The sequence below is a fragment of the Leptolyngbya sp. FACHB-1624 genome, from assembly GCF_047649235.1.
Taxonomy (GTDB): Bacteria; Cyanobacteriota; Cyanobacteriia; order Leptolyngbyales; family Leptolyngbyaceae; genus Leptolyngbya; species Leptolyngbya boryana.
On the sequence record NZ_CP180258.1, the window covers coordinates 4,348,725 to 4,371,386 of the forward strand.

Below are 22,662 nucleotides of genomic sequence, written 5' to 3' on the forward strand. Positions count from 1 at the left end.
GTCTAAATTGCCTAGGATTGAGATGCAGGGTATTTGCAATTTTGATCTCAAATATCTCAGGACTCATATTAGTTTGAGATCTGTATATTTCCAGGATGACCGTTTCGATCACTCGAAGCAGTTTGCGGTGTTTCCGCTCTTCTTGAACTCGAAACTGCCATTGTCGATCGAACTCCTTCTGTCCGACACTTTGAGACTCCCAGTACTGCTGCCAGCACGGATGAATTTTCCAAGGAATGCCAAGTTCATCGAAATAAACTGAGTCACCATATCCGTTCGTGTGATAGTAGACCGGATGATTGCACCAAGGACAGGGGCTTAACCGAGTTTCTGGGTTGCTGATTCGTATAGAAGAAGTTGTGTGTCCTGATCCACACTGGTGTCGTCCGCTGCCATCAGGCTCCCACGGTTGCCACCTGCCTTGCTCAACCTCAGACATGATGATAAGTTGACCGCAATAGACACAATTCCTTGAATAAGCCATTATTCAGTGCTTCGTTCAGATTTCTTCTCAGTCTTCCCACCATTGATTTTGACCGTTCACAGATTGGGAGCTGCACAGTTTTCAGAAAAGTGATGGGTCGAAGTGCAGAGACAGAATCTCAATCAAAACCACTATCCTTCTCTAAGTCTCAATGCTTAGCGCATCAAATTTAGCAACTTTTCTGATGCAACAAAATGAGCTTAGGAGTATCCTTAGAGACAGTGACTCGCTCGAAGCATACGAGTTACTTCGGAGTTCTTACATGCCCCATTCCACGACTGCCGAAATTCGTACTACCCTCGTCGATGCTCTCCAGCTTGACCTCGTTGGACCGAAACCCGACGATCTCGATCGCGCCGAAGAAATCCTCACCGAAGCCCCAACAAAATGGTATCTCACGGGATTCTTAGCCCCGTTTGGCACTCGTCCCGACAATCGCTCTGATGACGAAGGCGATACAGAATTAGACGAAATCGCAGACAGTGAATCGAGTGAAGATAGCCAAGCTCCAGAGAAAGCTTCGGCTCGTAAGGCATTATTCCCCTCTTCAATGGGATTAAGCTTTCTCATTTCTGACCAAACCAAAGAACTCAGAACCACGATTCACTGGGGAGACTATCGTCCGATCGAACTCGACCCTGAACGTTCTGAAACGCAAGACGAGTCAAAAAAGCGTAAATCCACAGGCTGGCAGCGAATTCCTCAAACTGCAAACCTGCTTGTCTCGATCGACTCCGCCGCAGACTCCTTTGACATCGAAATTCCAGGTGGGAGCGGCTTAACGCTAGTCGTCAACTGTCGTCCCGTTCATGATCCCCGTTTCCAGGCAGGAACTCGCTCTGTCTCGATCTTTCTTGTCAACTACCGACAAAGCCAACTGACCGAGAAAGACACAACCTTTGCCTTTCAAACTTGCTTGATTGTGCAGTGCCAAGAAGGATTTGTTCCACGTTCTGATTTGCGAGGTCTGGATAGCAACGACCCAGATGAAGTGATTGCAAATTTGCAATACCGCCACGATTATGAGTTTGCAGTCGGTCACAACGTCTCTACCCTTGTTCACCATCATGACCAAGACCATTGCACCGAGGTTTGTACCACTTGGATTCCGATCGCCAATGTTCCGAGAGTCGTGCCTGCCACCATTCCAAACGTGCAACTCAGCATGGAAGCACTAGCCGATGCGGAAAGTGCAGACCAGATTCGCCAGATGCTCAGTCCAATGGTGAGCGAATATCGGCTGTGGATTACGGCTCAACTTAACACGCCAATTCAGCCTCTCCAAGCCCAAAACGTCGCTCAAACCCTACTGAGCGATGCCCGTCGAATTTGCGATCGTATCGAATCCGGACTGAATGCCCTCGATGATGCCAATGTGCTTGAAGCGTTTCGGATTGCGAATCGCGCCGTTGCGATCGCCCGTCGTCGCCAGCTGAGTCAAGACATAGGCAAGCCACCGGAAAGCTTTGATTCACCGGAATGGCGACCCTTCCAAATTGCCTTCATTCTGCTGAATTTGGTGAGTATTACTGATCCGACTCATGACGATCGTAAGTTCGTTGATCTATTGTTCTTCCCCACAGGCGGCGGTAAAACCGAGGCATACCTGGGACTGGCAGCTTTTACCTTAGTCCTGCGTCGATTGAAGTATCCCGGCATTCGATCGGCAGGCATGAGCGTATTGATGCGTTACACTCTACGACTGCTCACCTTGGATCAATTAGAACGGGCAGCGCGTCTCATCTGTGCCCTAGAACTAGAGCGCCAAAAAGATCCTCATAAACTGGGGAAATGGCAATTTGAGATTGGGCTGTGGGTGGGTCAAGGCGCAACGCCGAACAAAATGGGCAAACGTGGCGATAAAGATGAATACTCCGCTCGTGAACGCACCTTAGCTTTCAAACGCGATAGTAAAAGTAAGCCTTCTCCGATTCCTTTAGAGCGCTGTCCTTGGTGCGGAGAGAAGTTTTCAGTGAACTCCTTTCAACTCCATCCCAACGAGGATACGCCCAAAAATCTCACAGTAGTTTGTGTTGGTCGAGGGTGTGACTTCCGCAGCCGGAACCCCTTGCCAATCCTCGCAGTCGATGAACCCATCTATCGCCGATTGCCCTGTTTCATGATTGCAACTGTCGATAAGTTTGCAGCACTGCCTTGGGTGGGTCAGACTGGAGCGCTTTTCGGGCGCGTCACTCACTATGAGGAACAAGGCAAACCTGACGAAGGGTTTTATAGTGCTGGAGATCCAGTGATCGCAGGTAAGCCCTTAACGAGCTACCTACCACCACCCGATCTCGTGATTCAAGACGAATTGCATCTAATTTCAGGTCCGTTAGGCACAATGGTTGGCCTGTATGAAACTGCGATCGATACCCTCTGTTCCTACACTGAAAACGGCAAGCTGATTCGCCCTAAAATCATCGCATCGACCGCAACAGTACGCCGCGCCAGCCGTCAAATTCAAGCCCTCTTTGGTCGCAGCCACGTCGATATCTTCCCGCCACCGAGTCCCGATCGTCATGATTCGTTTTTCGCTAAAACCGATTTTAGTGCTCCTGGGCGGCTATACTTGGGAATCGCTGCTCAAGGGCGAAGCTTAAAGGTTGTACTACTCAGAACCTACTTAGCATTGATGGCATCCGCTTACAAACAGTATGAAGAGCAAGGCGGAAAGCGCAATAAAGACAATCCGGCTGATCCTTACATGACCCTGCTAGGGTACTTCAACTCGCTGCGTGAATTAGGGGGAAGTCGTCGCATTGTTGAGGATGAAGTGAGTTCTCGACTGAGCAAATACGGCGATCGCTTGCGCCACGGCGAGTTAGTTGGACCCTTTCTAACCCGCAAAATTGATGACGAGCCAGAAGAACTCACTTCGCGGGTGAGTACGAACAAAGTCGCGAACACAAAGCGCCGGCTCGCCCTTCCCTTTCATGAAGATGAGCGGGTCGATGTTGCCCTCGCCACCAACATGATTTCTGTCGGTCTCGACATTGTGCGGTTAGGTTTGATGGTTGTATTGGGACAACCTAAAACTGCTGCGGAATACATTCAGGCAACCAGTCGCGTCGGTCGAGATCCAAAACGCCCAGGCTTAGTGGTGACACTGCTCAACATTCATCGCCCCCGCGATCGCTCTCACTATGAACGCTTCCAAAGCTGGCATAACAGTTTCTACCGTGCCGTCGAAGCAACTAGCGTTACACCCTTCTCGCCACGAGCATTAGATCGAGGATTAGCAGGAATTGTGGTCACTCTAGCTCGCCTCGGCATTCCTGAAATGACTGCACCTTTAGGAGCCTCAAATATCAGCAACCGGCGAACCGAAATCGATGCGGTAATGGAAATGATCGCATCGCGGGCGGAGGCGCATAGCCCAGATCTAGATGTCACAGCAACCAGTGTGTTGCGGCAACAAGTCCGAGCAAGGGTGCTGGATTTGATCGATACTTGGGAACAAATCGCTGATCGCGACAAGCGACTGCAATACCAAAAAGAAACAGACCTAGCGCCTGCATTGTTGCTGGATGCGCTCAATCCAGATGCGGCAAAAGAACCTTTAGAACGGCAAAAATTCAAAGCTTACCGAAGTCTACGGGACGTTGAAGCAACAGTTAATTTGTGGGTTCGTGATCCCTACGGCATGGATGTGGAGGACGAGATCGAATGAAGAAACGCAAAGCAAAACCAAGCGGCGAACTCCGCCAAAGCCAAGTCCTGACCACCTTTGGTCCGGGTTCAATGGTCGATTTGCCCACTCGTTCAGTGGTCATTTCTGGGTTGAATTATTGGAAAGGAGATCGCCGACCCATTCGCGAAGATCGATTGCGCTACAAAGTTGCAAAAAGCCTACAACTCGCAGATGGGCATGACATTCAGCTTTACACACCCCCGCAACAATCGAATGACCCACAGGCAGCAATCACTGGGATCGATGCGTTTGTGTTTCCCACCTGGTTCTTGGCACAAGTCGATCGAACGAATGAAGTAAACGGCAAAATCTATCGCACTCGTCCTTTAGTCACCTGGAGCGCCGTCAAAGATGGTTTAAAGTTTGAGGGAAAACAAACCCAGGCAGTTCCAGTGCGATTTGTGCAAGCTTGCACGAACGGTCATCTCAGCGATATTAATTGGTACGCTTTTGCTCACAAGGATTTCAATACAACTTGTCGCCAACAACTTTGGTTGGATGAGGGCGGTTCTGGAAACGATTTTGAAGAGATTTTTGTACGCTGTGAGTGCAAGGCACGTCGCCCACTTTCTGAAGCCAAACTAAAAGATTCTAAAGTTCTAGGAGAATGCCAAGGATATCGCCCTTGGTTGGGACCACGAGGTAGAGAAACTTGTCGAGGTCACAAAATCAATCAAGCAGGCGATATTGTTGAAACCAACCAGCCAGAATTCAATCGTTTACTGGTACGCTCTGCCAGTAATGCCTACTTTACTCAAATCTTGAGCGTTATCTCGATGCCTGATCAGGATGCCGAGCTTAAACGAGCGGTTGATCGCTTTTACTTGGAAGATTTGCAGTATGCCGAAGACATTGCAGACATCCAGAAAGAGCTCAAAAAACCCAAGTTCTCTGACCTTGCTAGCTTCGGTTCAGATCCCGTTTGGGCAGAAATTCAGCGTCGTAAAAGTGGACTCGCAACCCTAGAAAAAAGTATCAAACAAGTCGAACTCGAAGCCTTACTCACTTGCCCTGAAGAAATGGGAAAAGAAGCCCCTGCGGATGATAAAGAGTTTCAAGGCTATTCTCGTCGTCTAGATACGCTCGATACGACATGGAGATCGACGATTGATCGAGTTGTTCTCGTTCATCGCCTCCGAGAAGTCTCTGCACTGATTGGCTTTACGCGATTTGAAGCGGCAATGCCGAATATTGAAGGAGAAATCGACGATCTAGCCATCAATATTCGCCGAGCAAATCTAGACTTTGAGCAAAATTGGGTTCCTGCGATTGAGCATTTAGGCGAAGGAGTGTTCATCAGCATCAAAAGAGAAACCATTCATCAATGGCTCAAACGTCCCGAAGTGAAGACACGCACGCGATCACTAGAGCAAGGATTTACAAAATGGCTTGATACAAGAGGCATTCCACGGGATAAAGCAAAATTTCCGGGAGCGGCTTACATCATGCTGCACTCCCTCTCACATCTACTGATTACAGCAGTTTCCTTAGATTGTGGCTATGCGTCGAGTTCGATTCGGGAGCGGATCTACGCCTTCGATGACATCGGCTATGGGATTCTGCTTCACACTGGAACATCTGGTTCAGAAGGAACACTCGGTGGGCTTGTCGAAGTCGGTAGGCGCATCGAGTATCATCTCGGAAAAGCACTGGAATATGGACGATTATGCTCGAATGATCCGGTTTGTGCCCAGCATCAACCGGATGATGCTCAAGAAGATCGATTGCTACATGGTGCTGCCTGTCATGGCTGTCTCTTGATTGCCGAAACGTCCTGCGAACGTCGCAATGAAATGTTAGATCGAGCGCTAGTTGTGAATACCGTTGCGGGGCTGGGAGCAGCATTTTTCCCAGATACATTGCAATGATGTCGCCTCTGCTCAATTTGAGCCGTCCTGCATTGAGTGACCTAGCGATCGCATTGGAAACAGAACGGCTTAGCTTTCCAGTCTACTCATTCTCCCTAGCAAACTATGTTCCAGAAGAATTAGCTGCCGCGATTGCAGCCGAATTAAACAAGTTACGCCAACAAGGGATGAGTTCAGCGCACATGGGATATCTGCTCAAACTGCTGGCGCAAGAGCGAACGATCGCTCAACAAAAACAAGAACAAATCGATTTAGTCTGGACGGGACCGGAAGTCACTGGAACAGAAAGTCGAGATACAGCAGTCGTTGTTCGGGAGCTATTGAGTACTGCGACTCACAGTGTTCTCATTTCTAGTTTTGCGATCGACCCAGGTGCTAAGGGAAAAGAACTATTTCGCCCTTTAGCAAATCGAATGGATGCGACTCCAGGTTTAAGTGTCCGTTTGTTCCTCAACGTGAAACGTCAGCGCAATGATACAACTCCCACTGCTACTTTGCTAAGGCAGTTTTCGGAGCATTTCCGCAAACACATCTGGGCGGGGCAGCGATTACCAGAAGTTTTCCACGATCCTAGATCGCTTGAGTCATCCAGCTATTCTAATGCCTGTCTGCACGCTAAATGCGTCGTTGTAGATGAAGCACGAGTTTTCATTACCTCAGCTAATTTTACCGAAGCTGCCCATCAACGAAATATTGAAGCAGGTGTTTTGATTGCTGATCGGGTTGCAGCCAGAGCCATTCGATCCCAATTTGAAATGTTGGTTGCCCAACAGATCCTTCATAGAGTTCCGGGACTATGAGCGTTAGCATTATTAAGATTAGTACAAACTGTCTATCTACATGCAGATCATCTTTAGAATGAGATTTTGGCGCATTAGGTATAGTCTATGCCTAAATCTTCTAGCCGCATTGGGTGGTTAATACCAGGTCAAATGCTTCTGATTAACGGGCAGATATTGCCAATCTGGGACTGCCAAATTGTTTTGTCTCGCCGAGCATCTTCTCGCCAATACGCAAAGTTAGAGCAGGATGATCGTGTTCCTGTCGTCGAATTTTGGCTCAATCGCCCCGTTCAAGGAGCAACGGCATATATTCCAGTCATTCAGTCAGGTAAAGTTGTCCTAACTCAAGTGAATCAGATGGAGCAGATTCAGAACTGGAACGATGTGCAGTGGTTGGTGATTGTGAGTGGGGATATTGCGATCGCAGTTCGCCGCCTAATCCTTCAACTCGCACAACAGAACACTCCTAACCCACCTGCTCCCAGACAGGCGAAACATGCTCCACCTGTCTCAAAACCAATTCCGACAGCCGATGCTCAAAAATACAAACTCATTGTCAAAAATCAACCCAAACCGCATAGGGTCGATGTGAACGTGCTGGATTTTATTGATCCAGACCTGCTGGATTTAGACGACGAATAGCCTGAGCAAAAATCGCTACCGCCTCAATAGACTTGATGAATTGAGGCAAACCTTTGGCTCTAGATACTGAGATCGCTCTCACCAAGCAGCAACGGCAAGCCGTTCAAGCGATTCAAGCATTTTTAGCAAACCCTGATCAGAAACAGTTTCTCCTCGCAGGCTATCCAGGAACCGGAAAGAGTACCACGATCGTTCAAATCATTCAGGATCTTGTAGTCAATCATCAGCAGAAAGTTGTTCTCACTGCACCAACGAATAAAGCAACGAGTGTCCTGAAACGCATGGCAGCTGAGCAAGCATTGCGTGTAGAGTGCATGACCATTCATCAACTCTTGGGGTTGAGCGTGGCCAATTGGAGCGGAAAACAGCTAGAGCGTACCAGTGCTTCTCATCTTGAACGCTTTAATCTCGCTGTGATTGATGAATGCTCGATGATCAATCAAACTCTCTGGCATTGGATTAGGCAATCGATTGAGCAGACTTGGGCACAAACGAAACTGATTTTGATGGGCGATCCAGCTCAATTAAATCCGATTAATGAGGGGAGATCGCCCAGCTTCAGCATTTCCAATCGAATGACGTTAACTCAGGTTGTCCGACAAGGTGCGAATAATCCGTTACTCACGGTTCTCAAGCAGTGCCGTTCTGCCATTCAGCAACAAATACCCTTTCAACCTGTACAACAGACAACCGAGAAGCGCGAAAGTGGAATGTTGCTGGTTCATCCGACGACTCTGCTGAAATATGCCTGTCAGCGATCGACGAATTTCGAGTCCAACCCCAATCGATTCCGAATCTTGTGCTGGACCAACAGGCGCGTTGCTCATTACAACGCCGTGATCCGTGAACACTTGTATGGTAAGGATGCACCTCGATTCGTTCTGAACGAGCGAATGATTACGTTAGCTAGCGCAATCGCACCCGACGGAAAAACGATCGCGCTACCGACTTCGATCGAATTCACGATCGCTAAAATCGAGGAGAGATCGCATGAGGGATACCGCGCTTGGTGTTTGACGGTGCTGCCTGAAGGCTACGATAGCCAGCGCCAAATCTATGTTCTGCACGAAGATGAGCAAGCTCGATTTGAGCATGAGGTAGAGAGATCGCTGCAAAACGCCAAACAAAATCCTTATTTGTGGCGCAAATACTATCGGCAGCTTGAAATCTTTGCTCAGATTCGCCCCTGCTTTGCACTCACCGTTCACAATGCCCAAGGTAGCACCTTTGAGGAAGTGGGACTTGATGGAGTCGATTTGCAGAAGCGATTAGATGGCACAAAGGCTGGCATTCGGGAATACAATCGGCTGTTTTACGTAGGAGCAAGTCGAGCACAACGAAGAGTTTTGGTCACAAAGTCGTGAGGCTACCGCCACGAATGCAAGACTTTTATAATCAATTTTTCAATATGACAACGACACAAACACCGATCAATGAGATCGCGGAAGCGCAGTCTAAATCGAAGCGGAAACGCTCCACTCGTCGAGCAAAACCACCACAAATCGGGATGAAGCTGACCGTTGGGCAAATTAGCTTGAGTGAAGCACTCGCGTTTGTTAAAGCTGTCGTGCCCAGTAAGCCACTTCATCCAGTGCTGGCAAATGTCTTAGTTGTTGCCGAGCAGGAGACGCAGCAATTAACGCTGACAACCTCAGATATGGCGATCAATCTCTCTGCCAGAATTGAAGCAACAGTAGAACACGCGGGGGCGATCGCACTTCCCGCAGAAGTCCTGAGTGCCGTGGTGAGCAAATGTCCGGTTGGATATTTAACACTGGAATCGATGGAATCTGGAAACAAGCTCACAGCAACGCTTCAGGATCGGCAAGGCGGTACAACCGAAATTCGCGGTATGAGCGCAGAAGAATTTCCAGAGATTCTTCACGTTCAGAGTTCACCTGTTTCTCTTCCTGCGAAAGTGGTACAAGTTGGATTGAAAGGCGTTCTGTTTGCCGTTAGCACTGATGAATCGAAACGTATTCTGACTGGCATTGAATGGCAATTGAATGCAGGGACGCTCTGTTGTACGGCAACCGATGGACATCAAGTTGCGTTTGTGAATCTGGAAACGGACGGGATCGGTAGACGCAAGCGGAAACAGAGATCGGAGTTGATCAGTTCTCTGGTGGTTCCCAGTCGAGCGATCAAAGAGTTAGCTAGAACTGTGGATAAAGTTGAGGCTGAAACCCAACTTCAAATTGCAGTCGATCGTGTAGAAGAAAATGCTGCAAAGCGAGTGCAGTTCACTATCGCAGCATCTGGGATCTCAAAGCAAATTGTTTGTCAGTGTCTTGAAGAAGTCTATCCAGATTGTTTAGCATTGCTCGATCGATACGAGTTCGATACCACGATCACAATTAACCGTTACGCTCTCATGACCCGACTAGAGCGGCTTTCCGCACTGACCGACAAGAAAGCGAAAGGCGTGAAGTTCACTTTCAACCATGAAGCACAGAAAATTGAGTTGCTGATCGAGCGAGAGTATGGCAAAGGCAAACAGATTATGGATACTGAAGTCCCAGAAGAACTAGAAGGGTTCGAGATTCGGTTCAACCTGCAATATCTGATGAATATTCTCAAAGCGATGAGTAGTTCTGCACTCAAGCTGGTGATGAGTAAACCCCATACGCCTGCGAAAGTCGAATCCACAGGAGATTTTGAGATTCCTGAACTCGACATGACTGCAACTTACTTTCTCATGCCCATGTGCAACCTTGATGAAGTGGGCGACGTTCAATCCAATGCCTCATAATCAATTTCTACAGAATTTAGAACGATGAAGAATACTGCATTGCATTTAGCTTATCGCCCCCAAACACTCGATGATTTGGTCGGACAAGTTTACACTCAACGAACACTGCGAAACGCGATCGTACTCCAACGCATTGCCCCTGCTTACTTGTTCACCGGACCCAGAGGCACAGGCAAAACCAGCACTGCCCGCATTTTTGCCAAATCTCTCAATTGTTTGAGCGACGATCGTCCAACCCTGACCCCTTGTGGCGAATGTCAATCTTGTCGCTCGATCGAAGTCAGCAATAGTCTAGATGTGACTGAAATTGATGCAGCTTCTCATAACGGCGTAGATGATGCACGAGAACTGACGCAACGAGTGAATCTTGCACCTGTTTTGGGAAGATACCGAGTTATTTTGTTGGATGAGGCTCAGATGCTCACTTCTCAGGCACAAAACGCTTTACTCAAGTGCATTGAGGAGCCACCAAATCATGTTGTCTTCGTTTTGTGTACCACTGAAGCCCATAAGGTTTTACCGACAATCACAAGTCGATGTCAACGGTTTGAATTTCGGGCGCTGTCGGTGAAAACGATCGTCAAACATCTGCGATCGATTGCTGACCAAGAAGCGATCCGGGTTCAAGATGAAGCCTTAGTTGAGATCGCGCGATTATGCGAAGGTGGATTACGTGACGCGCTTCAATTACTTTCCCAAGCTCGATTACTGGACGATGAAGTAACCGCAAGCCAAATTATTGAAATGGCAGGTGGCTTGATTGAAGCAGATTTATTGCAGATGATCGATGCAATCGCGCAACAGGACACTTTCGCATTACTACAAACGGCTCGTCACTTGATCGATAGCGGCAAATCACCCAGGTTGATTCTCAACAGTTTGCTTCAGGTTTATCGGGACTTATTGATCGTGCAGGCAGATGTTCAGCAATCGACCTTGCTCACCAGTTCAATCAGCAGAAAACATCTCGATGCTGTCGCACAACGTTGGAGCCATGCCCAAATTCGAGCAGCACTGGCACAACTTCAGACCAGCGAAGGGCAACTTCGAGTCAGTCCGAATGCTCAAATCTGGTTAGAAGTCTGTTTGCTGAACTTGATTCCAAACGAATCAGCAGCGATTCCGTCACTATCCAAGCACCCTCAGCAGAGCGGGAATAGACAGAGTTCAGTCGCTAAAATCTGGCAGACAGTGATTGAGAATGCACCGGATAATGCTAAACCTCTCCTGCGGAAAGCGCAATTGCAGAGCTTTGATGGTTGTCATGCAGTGCTAATCGTCGATGCAAATGCGCTTAATAAGTTTGAAGCGAATCAATTTAAGATCGCTCAAATGATTCAGCGGAGTGCCAGAACGAAGCAAGCCGTAACTGTGATGTTTCGAGTCACGGCTACCGCTGTTTGAACCTTGGCGAGAATTTCCATCACCCGTTCTCAACTTCTGATTTTGGTAGGGGTTGAGAACGTTTCTTCACGCGGAGACGCTTGCAATGCCATTATTTTTTCTCATTGGTCAAGATCAGTACCAGATTCAGCAGCAGATTACGAAATTGAAAGCGCGACTGAATGCTGATTGGCTGACATTCAATGTTCATACCTATCCTGCTAAACAATTGAGTGATGCGATCGCAACCGCTCGGACTGTTCCTGTATTTGATGATCGACGACTTGTATTCGTTGAGAACTGTCAGTTTCAGCAGTTTACAGAGCGGCATTTTGAACTTCTGCAAGATCTTGCTCTCCCTGCTCAAACAATTTTGGTGTTTACGGGACATAGCATTGATAAACGGTTGAAGATCGTGAAACTGTTGCTGAAGTTAGGCAAGCTACAAGAATTTGACACCATTCCACCGTGGCGGACAGATTTGATTGAAGGTGCGATCGCGCTTCAAGCCAAACAGCAGAATCTACGTCTTTCACAATCTGTCATTTCTTACTTGGCAACAGCGATTGGAAATGATCGTGCCCAGATCGATACTGAAGTTGCAAAATTGTCTACTTATGCGGATGGAAAGGCTTTAACATTAGCCAATGCTAAATGCTTGGTTCCTAATACGCAAAGTAGCGCGTTACAACTTGCCGAAAGTATTAGAACTGGAAACACACAGAAAGTCGTGAATTTAGTCACTCAATTGCTATTGAGATCGGAAGCACCATTACTGATTCTCGCAACTTTAATCACTCAGTTTCGCACTTGGCTCTGGGTTAAAAGTGCCTTAGCAAGTGCAACACCTCTGAGAGATACGGAACTGGCTGACTGTTGCGGTATTAGCAACCCTAAGCGGCTCTACTATCTGCGACAAGAAGTTTCGGAAATTTCAATTCAATTTCTAACCCAGACTGTTGCTGAGCTATTTAGTCTAGAAAACCATCTCAAGCAGGGCGCACTTCCCGAGGTGATACTTCCTGTTTTAGTAAAAATAGCAGTGAGACAGTAGATCTGAGGCTGAATCAAAGATAGATATGGCTGTCCCTCAGATCTACCGATGCAACGGGCTTGCTGCTAACGGGTTCGCCAATAATTCGCCGTCATGAAGTGATGCCACTGCCTGTCATCACCCAACACCTGCGAAGATCCAATAAACGCATAGGGTGGCTCCATTTTGATCAATTCAGCAACCCCAAGGGCGCCCGGATCGTCTAGCCCCGTTGCGCCTGCGGATAACAATCCTGCAATGATCGGATCATTGTTCAAAGATCCCTGCTGTAAGCGAAATTTCAGCCGAGGGAGCGTAAACGAAACCTGTTCGTGTTGTGGATCGGGTACTAATTGCCCGTTGGTTTCCCGTTTCGCTCCCCGCAAAAACGGCGGACGTAACACCACGGTTGTCAGCAACAGATCGAGCGTAAATCCAGTGGTCGGATAGTCCGAGGGTGGTGCATCGTTTGGGTTCGTGTCATAGGCATTGATCACCGCAGCCGCATTGGCAAAGCTTCCCCCCGCTCCGATCGCTGCCACCGCAGTCGAGACTTTTTGCGCGGCAACTCTTGGAACCAGTAATTGAAAGTCGAGTTTTGCATCGCGAATATCAATCCAAGGATCGCGACGGGATGCATCGGTTTGCGGGTGATTCTCTACATTTGACCCCACGATCGACATATTGGTCGGATCTAGCGCCAAATTTCCTTCAAAATCGACTACGCCGCGAATCGTGATTCCGTTTTCATCGATCGCGATCTCATGTTCTGCAACGCGCAGGATGGATAACAGCGCGTGCCACTGACCAAACGTATCTCCTTGAAGGACGTAGGGCGATACTAAGTCAATTAGTGAAAGCTCAAACGGCACATTCCCTCCTTAGCTGGAAAACGCACCAACAAAGTCGTCACTTACTAAGGCACGTCAATAGCAGTAAATCAGACACAAAACTTCTCAGGAGAACTCGCAGCAAGACACGCGCACAGAGCCTCCGTTCCCAACGCTACAGATTGATTAACCAGATTGATGAAGTAGTGGTACGCAATGCGGTACGCATGAATCATGCTTCAGAGACGGGAGATAACAGAATGGTCGCGCAACTACTTAGATCTATCTGATACCTTGATGATTCGCCTCACGATTTTAGCGCTCCTGGCTAGGCGACGATCGCAGGTTCTCGAATCTTTGTAATCGTTATTGTTCTGCAATACTCCAGCAGGAATTTAGCCACGATCGCTCACAAGACGTTGGTGAAGAAGTTAAAAAAACATGACACGGCTTTCATCGCAATCGATTAACTGGCACATCTTTTCAGTTTTGCGAAACGACCACAGCTATAACAAAGCATCCTTGCTTCTCAGATCATCGGTGAGCTTTTATGCGAATCTTTCTCTGTTTGATCCTGTTAGTTATTTCCTTTGCATTTCCCTTCGCTTCGCATGGACAATCGCCAGAATTTGAATCTTACCTCATCAATGGCAAGTTCCAAGCAGGCGAAACCGCGCTTCTGGCAAAACTACAACAAACGCCCAACGACGATCTCACTCGCTTTAAGGTCGGGGTTCTGCAATTAATGGACGGAACCGAACGACTCATGCAGTCACTCTACCGCTATGGACTGCGTCAAAATACTCTGACTAGCTTTTTCCCGATTTTGCGCTTACCTGTCCCGCCCAACCCCAATCCCCAACCTGTTACCTACGAAGCGACGCGGCAGATTCTTCAGACGTTGCTCAACGACCTTGCAAAAGTTCGATCAACACTTGACCCGATTCAAGACCCAACCATAAAACTTCCGATGCGGATCGGATTGACTCGCATGGACTTTAATGGCGATGGCAAGCTTGACAAGACTGAATCATTTTGGAATGTTCTCACTCGCATCACCGAAATTCGAGCGACCGAGCAAGCTGCCAAAGCGTTCACGATTAACTTTGATGCTGGAGATGTGGCTTGGCTACGGGGATACTGCAACTTGTTAGCGGCGATCGGGGAAACGGTTCTTGCCTACGATGAGCGTCAATTATTTGATGCCACCGCCCATTTAATGTTTACCAAACCCCAAACGCCTTATCCGTTTCTTGCAGATGGTCGAAAAGTGTTTCAGTATGGGGATAATCTTGATCTCGTCGATGTGGTCGCATTCTTTCATTTGATCAATTTTCCATTGCTAGAGCCGCAACGACTGACGACGGCACTACAGCATTTACAAACCACGCTGACACTCAGTCGCGACTCTTGGAAACTGATTGTTGCAGAAAAAGATAACGATCGAGAATGGTTACCGAATCCGAAGCAGAAGGGTGTGATTCCCAATGCTGTTGTGACTCAAGCCATGATCGATAGCTGGATTAGTTTCGTGGGGGAATCGGAAGATCTGTTAGCGGGTAAAAAGCTCGTTCCGTTTTGGCGCTCCCGCGAAATTCGAGGGATCAATCTCAACAAAGCGTTTACGCAGCCGCGCAACTTAGACTTAGTACTCTGGGTACAGGGAACTGCACCTGCGCCTTATCTGGAACTGGGCAAGCAGACCGATGCCAATGTTTGGCAACAACTTCTATCTGTATTTGGTGGACGCTTTTTCGGATTCGCGGCTTGGTTCAACTAGCGAAAACGGTTTTGTCGCAAAGATGGTAGCTTAGGAAAGCTCAATTTTCTCTAACCTTGCTCAAAATGACGACTGCCTCGCTGTTCAAATAGCACCACTTTTTGCCTGAAATCATCTTGCTGAACGTGCGGTGGTATTGTCGCTACTCGTTGAGCTATCGGAATCTGGAGAGATGATAGCAAAAAGAGGAGTTGAAGTAGATCATGCCACAATCAAGATACTGTCCCATGCGTCCACGACTGACTCGAACCTGTTGCTGTAACTGTTCGAGCAATCCACTCTGATTCCAGTATTGTCCCACCAAAAGTGCTTCTGCCAACCAAGTTGGAATCGCAAGATTGGATTGTTCTGTTGCTGTGACTTCTAACAAACCTGCTACAGTATAGCTAACATTGTTTTCTGACATCGGGAACTGCCTCCATGCAGTACGACTCGATGTCTCTTTCTAGCGAATTAGTCGGGCTTTAGAACCCCCTCTGTGTCTTGTTTCCGGCATTTATCCTTGCACTGGTTGCGTATCTCGTGGGCATAGAAGGGAATCCTGAGTTTGAAGCCGAGGGGTCAATAGTACCCTGAAGGGTCTGATTAGGAGCGTGGTTCTGGGGTGTACTGGCAATGATATTGGTGAAGGGTGTAACCCTATCCCGTTTGAGAGATTAGCCATTCATTCTGCCCCAACTCAGGAGGTTCACCTGACTGAGGAGCATTATGGACAAGACCTCGCTAAAGCGGATGCAGCAGGAATCTGGGGCTCAAGCCTTACCTGCTGAATTTGCTCAACTTGAGCAACTGAATCTCCATGCTGCTTGCATTGATGTAGGGTCTGCTGAGCATTGGGTTTGCGTCCCTGCAGCAAGCAGCGAGAACAATGTCCGGGTGCTTTGGCTGCTTTACCCCAGACCTACAAGCAATAGCAACCTGGCTGAAAAGTTGTGGGGTGACAACGGTGGCGATGGAATCGACCGGAGTGCATTGGATTCCAGTCTTTCAGATTCTGGAGTCAGTCGGACTAGAGGTCAAGTTGGTGAATGCACATCATCTCAAAACCGTTCCTGGACGCAAGAGCGATGTGCTCGATTGTCAATGGCTGCAGAAATTACACACCTATGGTCTGTTAGCCGGGTCGTTTCGACCGGATGACCAAGTCTGTGTTTTACGCAGCTATGTTCGCCAACGCGAGCAATTGATTCAAAGTGCTGCAGTGCATATTCAACGCATGCAACACGCCTTGATTCAAATGAATCTGCATTTACATAAGGTGATTAGTATTCCGCCACGTTGATTATGAGGGAGAAATTATCGGGTAAAGACGCTTGAGTTTGGTTCTAGCATCCGTGCTGGTAAATTGCCAATCAATCGTGGCTATGGCGCGACAATAGTATTGGCGCAACCGACAATTACGTTGCCCACCCCAAACTTTCAAAGTTAGAGATCACCTTCTCATTTGCAAACCGGATCAGATCGCATTGCTCAATTCAGCGATTCTGATCCAACGAGATCACACACAAAAAGACACTAGGATTTGTCCCAACAGCAATTCGAGACTTCCTAGTGCCTGCATCAATAAAATATCAACAGGTTCAACTGTACATGAATGCGAAACAATCGGGACATTCCCGACAAACTTCGGCAGCCAAAGCTGGAATTTCACGACGCACCGCCCAGCGAATTGAAAGTGGGGCGCATCGACCGAAACGCGGGCGACCGAGAGATTGGAAGACTCGGCAAGACCCACTTGATGGGCATTGGGAAGCAGACTTACTTCCCATGCTAGAGCGCGAACCGCGCCTCACTCCCATCACCTTGTTTGAAGCGCTGCAAGAGCTACATCCGGGGCAGTATGACGACAAGATCAGAACCGTAGAACGACGGGTAAAAGACTGGAAAGCCCAACACGGGAAACCGAAAGAAGTCATGTTCAAAATCCAGCATTCTCCGGGAGTCATGGGACTATCGGACTTTACGCACCTCAAGGGTGTCACCGTAACCTTCAGAAAGCAGCCCTTTCAGCACATTTTGTATCACTATCGACTGGCGTTTAGCGGCTGGCAATATGTGCAGGTAATTCAGGGTGGGGAGAGCTTTGTGGGCTTATCCCAGGGTTTACAGAATGCGCTGTTTGCCTGTGGAGGAGTGCCCCAGCAACATCGCACCGATAGTCTCAGTGCGGCATATCGCAACACGGGTGGACGCAATCCGCAATTGACGCAAATGTATGCCGCGATCTGTGACCACTACCGGATGCAACCGACTCGAAACAACCCAGGCGTGGCTCATGAAAACGGTTCCATCGAGTCGTCTCATGGGTACTTCAAACGCCGATTGTGTCAGGCGCTGTACCGTCGAGGCAGCTTTGATTTTGAGAGTGTCGCTCAGTATCAGTCGTTCATCGCATCAGTGATAGCAAAGCTCAATGCCAAGTGCCAGCAAAAATTTGAGCTGGAACGTTCCACTTTGCAAAGCTTACCGCAATATCGGACGGCGGATTATGAGGTTTTAAGTAGTCGAGTCAGTGCCCACAGTACCATCAGTGTGCGTTGCATTCTTTACAGTGTGCCGTCTCGACTGATTGGGCAGCAACTGACATTACATCTCTATCACGACCAGATTGCGGGCTTTGTCGGCACGACTCAAGTCGTTGTGTTGCCTCGTCTTCATGTCCATGGCAGTGCAACGATTCGACGGGCGCGCTGCATCAACTATCGCCATATCGTCGAGAGTCTGCGTCGAAAACCCAGAGCATTTCTGCACTGCCAATGGCAGGAAGACTTACTGCCCGATGCCGACTGGCGCGAACTCTGGCAACAGATGAAACGCGGCACTGATCCCGATACTGCTGCTCGTTGGATGGTTGAGGCCTTGTACATTGCAGCCACTCAAGACCGAGAAGTCGAAGTGGCGAACTATCTCAAAACTGAGCTTGCAGCCGGTACATTCACCCTCTCTCGTCTCCAACATCGATTCAATCTGATGAAATCCCTACCTGTTCCCGAAGTTGCTTCAATGCAACACGCACTATCGAGCTATGACCAACTCTTCCAAACACAGAAACAATCCCCAGTCCCAGTTGAGTCCCTACCAAACCCTGACGACGGTGCTCAAACGCCTCAAGTTGAGCCACTTCCTGTCCGATTGGCAGACGGTCGAACATCAAGCCACTCAGGAGAATTGGAGCTACGCTCAATTCCTCTTAGCACTCGCCGAAGGGGAAGCAACCCGTCGCGACCAGGCTCGGATTGCCCGCGCGCTCACCGAAGCGCAATTGCCTTGCGGAAAATCCTGGTCTAATTTTGAGTTCGCTCATGTTCCTAGTCTCAATCCGGCAGTGGTGATGCAATTTGCCGAATCGACCAGTTGGTTGCAAACTGCCTCCAATATCCTCATCTTTGGACCGAGTGGAACTGGGAAAACACATGTCAGTTCGGCACTAGGGCGTTCCATGATAGAGTTGGGCAAATGGGTGAAGTTCCTGCCTGCCACCACGCTCGTTCAGCAACTTCAGCAAGCAAAACTACAACTGCAATTACCTGCTTTTCTTGTCAAACTCGATAAGTACGATCTGCTGATCATTGACGACTTGGGCTATGTCAAAAAGTCAGAGGCGGAAACCTCGGTGCTGTTTGAGTTGATTGCTCATCGCTATGAACGGCGCAGTCTACTGATTACAGCCAATCAACCTTTCAGCCAGTGGGATAGCATCTTTACGGACTCGATGATGACGGTCGCTGCCATAGATCGCTTAGTCCATCACGCGACCATTCTCGAAATGCAAGCCGAGAGTTTTCGCAAACAAGCCGCAATCTCACGCACTCACACGACTTAATTCAGCACTCCTATCCTGAACTCACTTTACCTTGAGGCTCTGCTTAAAAGTGCAGAAGTTCTTCCGTCCAGCCTGGATTTCAACGATTCAGTTTGACAATTTGTGCTGCTTTTTTGTCCCTGTACTACTCAGCTTGAGTCCATCTTCAGTCCATCCGAGTAGTACAGCATTTTTAGTTGTCGTTTGGAAACGTGATCATCTACACCTTACTTTCAACTTGGATGCGAACACTACCTGATTCCATTGATTTGAAGTTGAATTTTGTAGCAAAAAGGAGGAGAAAATTGATGCTCTAAATGTGCCAATGTAATTGACGGGAGACAATTCGTATTCCACACAAGAAACCGAGAGGAGGTGAGCTAAGCGAGGAACAGAAACAAGAAAATCGCAGTTTGAGCCAATCGCGAGTTGTCTGTGAAAATGCGTTTGCAGGCATCAAGCGTTATGGGGCGGCGAGTGCGATTTATCGGAATCGCACACAAGATTTTGATGACCGTTTGATGCTGACTGCTGCCGGACTCTGGAACTTTTACTTGATCGCTGCTTAACCTGATGGCAAAAAGCAGGAATTTCACAACTCTACAACTTATTCCCCAACAACTCTATTTTGGAAGCCAATGTGACCAGTGCGTATTGGGCGCTTCCACGGGGATCCAAAGTGATGGATCTGATGTAACTAAAACACTGGCAATCCGGGGGAAAGCAACTGTCCGACTCGGCGGCATATCCCATGTCGGATGATCCCACTCGTCAATGGTGAGCAAGTGCTGAAAGCCTGGGGGGATGAATTGCTGAATTTCAGCTTGCGAGGCTAACAGGCTCTCCTTGTATGTTTCAGCTAGAGCAACAGAGACCCAGAAGCCGTATTCTGGCTGAACATCATAGTTTGGCTGGATGACCAAGCTAGTCGGATTGGTGTCTTCTCCTCGAATGACGATGCTTAGAATGTTCTGATCATCATCCAATTGGATACATCCTGGCACAAGGAATCGATCATTATCAAACCCCTGCCTGCCGACTACACCTGTACCCACAACTTCAACCGTGGCTGTAAGTCCCTGACCAGCGGGCCACCAAACCACTGAATTAAAAAGCAACAACCATTGATCTGAACTGCGATAGGTCGATAAACGCGATGACACATAGTCAATATTCATGTTGCCAAAACAGGGCATGTCAATGCGCTGAAAAGCGTTATCGAGAAAGCTCAAAATGGAGTCTCTGTTGAACATGGAAGTCGCTTGCCTTTTTAACTACAAGTAGGCATTTCCGCAGGGGCTGAACGGAAGGGATGCCGAGCACAAATGCGGAACCATGCCATAAGTCCTACATAATTATAGGAAGATTGAATTGGCCACCCCGTTCAGATGGGCCTTTCAGCTTTGTAATGCAATCGTCAAGCTCTTCCAGCAGCCAGGTTTTATTTTCCTCGTTTAAATTCGGTAATTCATTTTCTGCAATTGATGCTCTAAGAGTCTGAAAAGTAGCTAGCCCAGCAGCGGCATCAAACCATACCATGTCATCAATTCCATAGGGATTCTCAGTTTCAGAATCAATCTCAGGATCTTCGCCGGTCTCATCATCGTCTCCTCGCATACATATTTCAAGATCAGTACTATCAAAGAAGGACGAAATCTTAGCCACCCCAAGTTTGTCACACAGCGAGTCGAGGTCGTCAGAGTGCCTATACATCAAGGTGTGATCTTCACTGTCTGTTGACATATCACGACCTTCGAGGGTGTGAATCCAAAGCGTCATGCCCATGAATCGCCTGCAATTGTTAAATGAGAATGAGCTAAAACAAAATATAGTGTGAACAGCATAACGGCTCTGGTCAGCGGTTGCCGAGAATTTTGCATTTCTACAAGCAGCTTCAGCCAATCCGCTGCACCAGAATTGCTAGGTTTCGGGGGATGCTCGGTTGTTACGTAGAGCATAGCTCCAACCATTATTGATGTACCCTTTACTTTCTCTGTTTTCTCTTTTTTCGACCTGCTTTTCTGAAAAGTCAATCAACAATTGATTCTCATCCTTATAGGCTGGTGCTTTATAATACTCAGCAGCAAAACGATTAAGTAAATTGTCATTGGTTAAAAACTTCTTTTCTCTATCAATAGCCGTCGATAATATCAAGAGATCATTGATAGTATTACGAACATTACCTTTACAGTTATGCTCAGATACAAACTCTGAAAACAAGCTTAAAGCCTTATCTACTGCTGACTTAGTAAGAGAATAACAGTAGTAATCACTATCAAGGATATACTTCAAACGTCTCAAAAGCCATTTCTGTTTCTGTTTAGCTAAATGGGCGATGCTAATTTTATATATTCCAAGTTTCTTTTCATTGATAATTTCGGAAATCGCTTCATTCCCAAATTCTCGATAAGCTGAAAACTGATTGCCAAAATCAATGATTATCTGATCTGTTCGGCGAGCACCCATCCTCGCCCATTTAGGATTTCCAAAGTGTTCAGGAACACCAAAACCACTTCCTTCTGCATATAAAAGATGAGAATATCTAGCTGGATGAATAATGTAGTAGTCAGGTTGTTCTGAGTTTTTTGGCTGGGCTACTAAAAACTCGTTAGCCGTAATTGATGAGATCGCCAAAACTCCGTCGTGAAGATATTTCTCAACACCCTTGAATCGGTATGACAGTATTTGTGTGTCAACAATCAGATCCACGATTCATTTTTCTCCAAGGACTAGAAACCTAACTATACTATTAGACTGACTATTTTCGGTCTAACGTCATAACATTCCGTCAGGGCGAGTTAGGTTGATGAAAGTCGGCATAACATCCCAAATTAGAGGATTAGACCGACTTTTCTGCCTAATACCGGGATTTGGAATGTTATGCCGACTCACGTTCTGCATATTACCTCTCGGCAGGAGAATTAGAGCGAAATCTTCCGTGTTTCTTCTCAAAGAAAGCTTGTACTATTCTGCCTAAGATCCCGTGCAACCTCATTCACCCGATGGCTGTTGAACGAGAGGACGCAACCACCCAAGAAGCTGTTAGATCGTAATTGCTCAACCAGGTTGACCTCAGCACGGCTTCGACAGAAGATGGTAAGCTTTTGCCATGAAAGAACTGCCCCCTCTCGATGGACTCAGCGATGCAGAAAAAGATGCCCTGATTCAAGGGCTGTGGCAGGAACTGCAAGCATTACGGGCAGAAGTCGAGAAGCTCAAGCAAAAACGGGTGAAGAAAACCTCGCGCAATTCAAGCTTGCCCCCGTCGAAAGGCTTCAAGCCGAATCAGAGCCGTGCTGAGTCAGCTTTCCCCGATGCTTCCGCAACAGGGAGACACCATTCTGGAGGGCGAGAATTGAGCCAACAGCCCGACCAAGTTGTGGTGGCTCAAGCCAAGCGCTGTCCTCACTGTGGCGTTGAAGTTGAATTATCGACACAGCGCATGAGCGGGATGTCTCCCGTCAATTACATTGGCACATTTAGAGCATCAATTTTCTCCTCCTTTTTGCTACAAAATTCAACTTCAAATCAATGGAATCAGGTAGTGTTCGCATCCAAGTTGAAAGTAAGGTGTAGATGATCACGTTTCCAAACGACAACTAAAAATGCTGTACT

16 protein-coding genes and 3 pseudogenes are annotated in these 22,662 nt (G+C 47.7%); 15 read left to right on the plus strand and 4 right to left on the minus strand.

Features of this window, described 5'->3' with window-relative positions:
- Positions 1-746: 746 nt before the first annotated feature.
- The 8 genes from drmA to holA all read left to right on the plus strand — a co-directional run bounded on the left by drmA (position 747) and on the right by holA (position 12,656).
- The gene (gene drmA, locus ACMUEV_RS20585; protein WP_190652899.1) at positions 747-4,154 is read left to right on the plus strand and encodes a DISARM system helicase DrmA; all 3,408 of its coding nucleotides are present in this window, start codon (positions 747-749) and stop codon (positions 4,152-4,154) included.
- Complete coding sequence (gene drmB / locus ACMUEV_RS20590; RefSeq protein ID WP_190652900.1) at positions 4,151-6,043, plus strand: DUF1998 domain-containing protein; 1,893 nt, start codon at positions 4,151-4,153, stop codon at positions 6,041-6,043. The genes drmA and drmB overlap by 4 nt, the downstream gene beginning before the upstream one ends.
- Positions 6,040-6,843: a DISARM system phospholipase D-like protein DrmC gene (gene drmC / locus ACMUEV_RS20595; protein ID WP_242044718.1), complete on the plus strand. Its 804-nt coding sequence runs from the start codon at positions 6,040-6,042 to the stop codon at positions 6,841-6,843. The genes drmB and drmC overlap by 4 nt, the downstream gene beginning before the upstream one ends.
- Before the next feature lie 87 nt (positions 6,844-6,930).
- Entirely contained in the window at positions 6,931-7,467 is a 537-nt protein-coding gene (locus ACMUEV_RS20600) for a hypothetical protein (protein WP_190652901.1), read from the plus strand.
- A gap of 53 nt (positions 7,468-7,520) precedes the next feature.
- Positions 7,521-8,831 (plus strand): ATP-dependent DNA helicase, encoded by a 1,311-nt coding sequence (locus tag ACMUEV_RS20605; RefSeq protein WP_190652902.1) that lies wholly within the window; start codon positions 7,521-7,523, stop codon positions 8,829-8,831.
- A 44-nt stretch (positions 8,832-8,875) separates the two neighbouring features.
- Positions 8,876-10,219 (plus strand): DNA polymerase III subunit beta, encoded by a 1,344-nt coding sequence (dnaN, locus tag ACMUEV_RS20610; protein ID WP_190652903.1) that lies wholly within the window; start codon positions 8,876-8,878, stop codon positions 10,217-10,219.
- Between the two features lie 24 nt (positions 10,220-10,243).
- The gene (gene dnaX, locus ACMUEV_RS20615; RefSeq protein WP_190652904.1) at positions 10,244-11,623 is read left to right on the plus strand and encodes a DNA polymerase III subunit gamma/tau; all 1,380 of its coding nucleotides are present in this window, start codon (positions 10,244-10,246) and stop codon (positions 11,621-11,623) included.
- Between the two features lie 85 nt (positions 11,624-11,708).
- A complete protein-coding gene (gene holA / locus ACMUEV_RS20620; RefSeq protein ID WP_190652905.1) occupies positions 11,709-12,656 on the plus strand; it encodes a DNA polymerase III subunit delta in 948 nt (315 codons plus the stop codon).
- A gap of 65 nt (positions 12,657-12,721) precedes the next feature.
- Here the strand turns inward: holA and ACMUEV_RS20625 are convergent, their stop codons facing one another.
- Positions 12,722-13,507 carry a hypothetical protein gene (locus ACMUEV_RS20625; protein WP_190652906.1) on the minus strand — a complete coding sequence of 262 codons (786 nt, stop codon included), beginning with the start codon at positions 13,505-13,507 and terminating at the stop codon, positions 12,722-12,724.
- A gap of 508 nt (positions 13,508-14,015) precedes the next feature.
- Here ACMUEV_RS20625 and ACMUEV_RS20630 point away from each other — a divergent pair.
- The 6 genes and pseudogenes from ACMUEV_RS20630 (at position 14,016) to ACMUEV_RS20655 (ending at position 19,616) form a co-directional block, all read left to right on the plus strand.
- Positions 14,016-15,245 carry a hypothetical protein gene (locus ACMUEV_RS20630; protein WP_190652907.1) on the plus strand — a complete coding sequence of 410 codons (1,230 nt, stop codon included), beginning with the start codon at positions 14,016-14,018 and terminating at the stop codon, positions 15,243-15,245.
- Positions 15,246-15,346: 101 nt separating this feature from the next.
- Positions 15,347-15,459, plus strand: a pseudogene (locus ACMUEV_RS20635) (IS6 family transposase); the annotation flags it as partial.
- 518 nt (positions 15,460-15,977) lie between these two features.
- Positions 15,978-16,512, plus strand: a pseudogene (locus tag ACMUEV_RS20640) (IS110 family transposase); the annotation flags it as partial.
- A gap of 323 nt (positions 16,513-16,835) precedes the next feature.
- Positions 16,836-17,891 (plus strand): annotated as a pseudogene (gene istA / locus ACMUEV_RS20645) (IS21 family transposase); the annotation flags it as partial.
- Positions 17,892-18,270: 379 nt separating this feature from the next.
- A complete protein-coding gene (gene istB, locus ACMUEV_RS20650) occupies positions 18,271-19,068 on the plus strand; it encodes an IS21-like element helper ATPase IstB (protein ID WP_415354657.1) in 798 nt (265 codons plus the stop codon).
- A gap of 329 nt (positions 19,069-19,397) precedes the next feature.
- A complete protein-coding gene (locus tag ACMUEV_RS20655; protein WP_415354793.1) occupies positions 19,398-19,616 on the plus strand; it encodes a transposase family protein in 219 nt (72 codons plus the stop codon).
- 54 nt (positions 19,617-19,670) lie between these two features.
- On the opposite strand, the gene ACMUEV_RS20660 is transcribed toward ACMUEV_RS20655, so the two are convergent.
- The 3 genes from ACMUEV_RS20660 to ACMUEV_RS20670 all read right to left on the minus strand — a co-directional run bounded on the left by ACMUEV_RS20660 (position 19,671) and on the right by ACMUEV_RS20670 (position 21,756).
- A complete protein-coding gene (locus ACMUEV_RS20660; RefSeq protein ID WP_415354672.1) occupies positions 19,671-20,300 on the minus strand; it encodes a DUF7003 family protein in 630 nt (209 codons plus the stop codon).
- Positions 20,301-20,394: 94 nt separating this feature from the next.
- Positions 20,395-20,949 (minus strand): hypothetical protein, encoded by a 555-nt coding sequence (locus tag ACMUEV_RS20665; protein WP_415354673.1) that lies wholly within the window; start codon positions 20,947-20,949, stop codon positions 20,395-20,397.
- 18 nt (positions 20,950-20,967) lie between these two features.
- Positions 20,968-21,756 (minus strand): hypothetical protein, encoded by a 789-nt coding sequence (locus tag ACMUEV_RS20670; protein WP_415354674.1) that lies wholly within the window; start codon positions 21,754-21,756, stop codon positions 20,968-20,970.
- Between the two features lie 400 nt (positions 21,757-22,156).
- On the opposite strand from ACMUEV_RS20670, the gene ACMUEV_RS20675 reads away from it, so the two are divergent.
- Complete coding sequence (locus ACMUEV_RS20675) at positions 22,157-22,627, plus strand: DUF6444 domain-containing protein (protein ID WP_415354675.1); 471 nt, start codon at positions 22,157-22,159, stop codon at positions 22,625-22,627.
- Positions 22,628-22,662 lie beyond the last annotated feature (35 nt).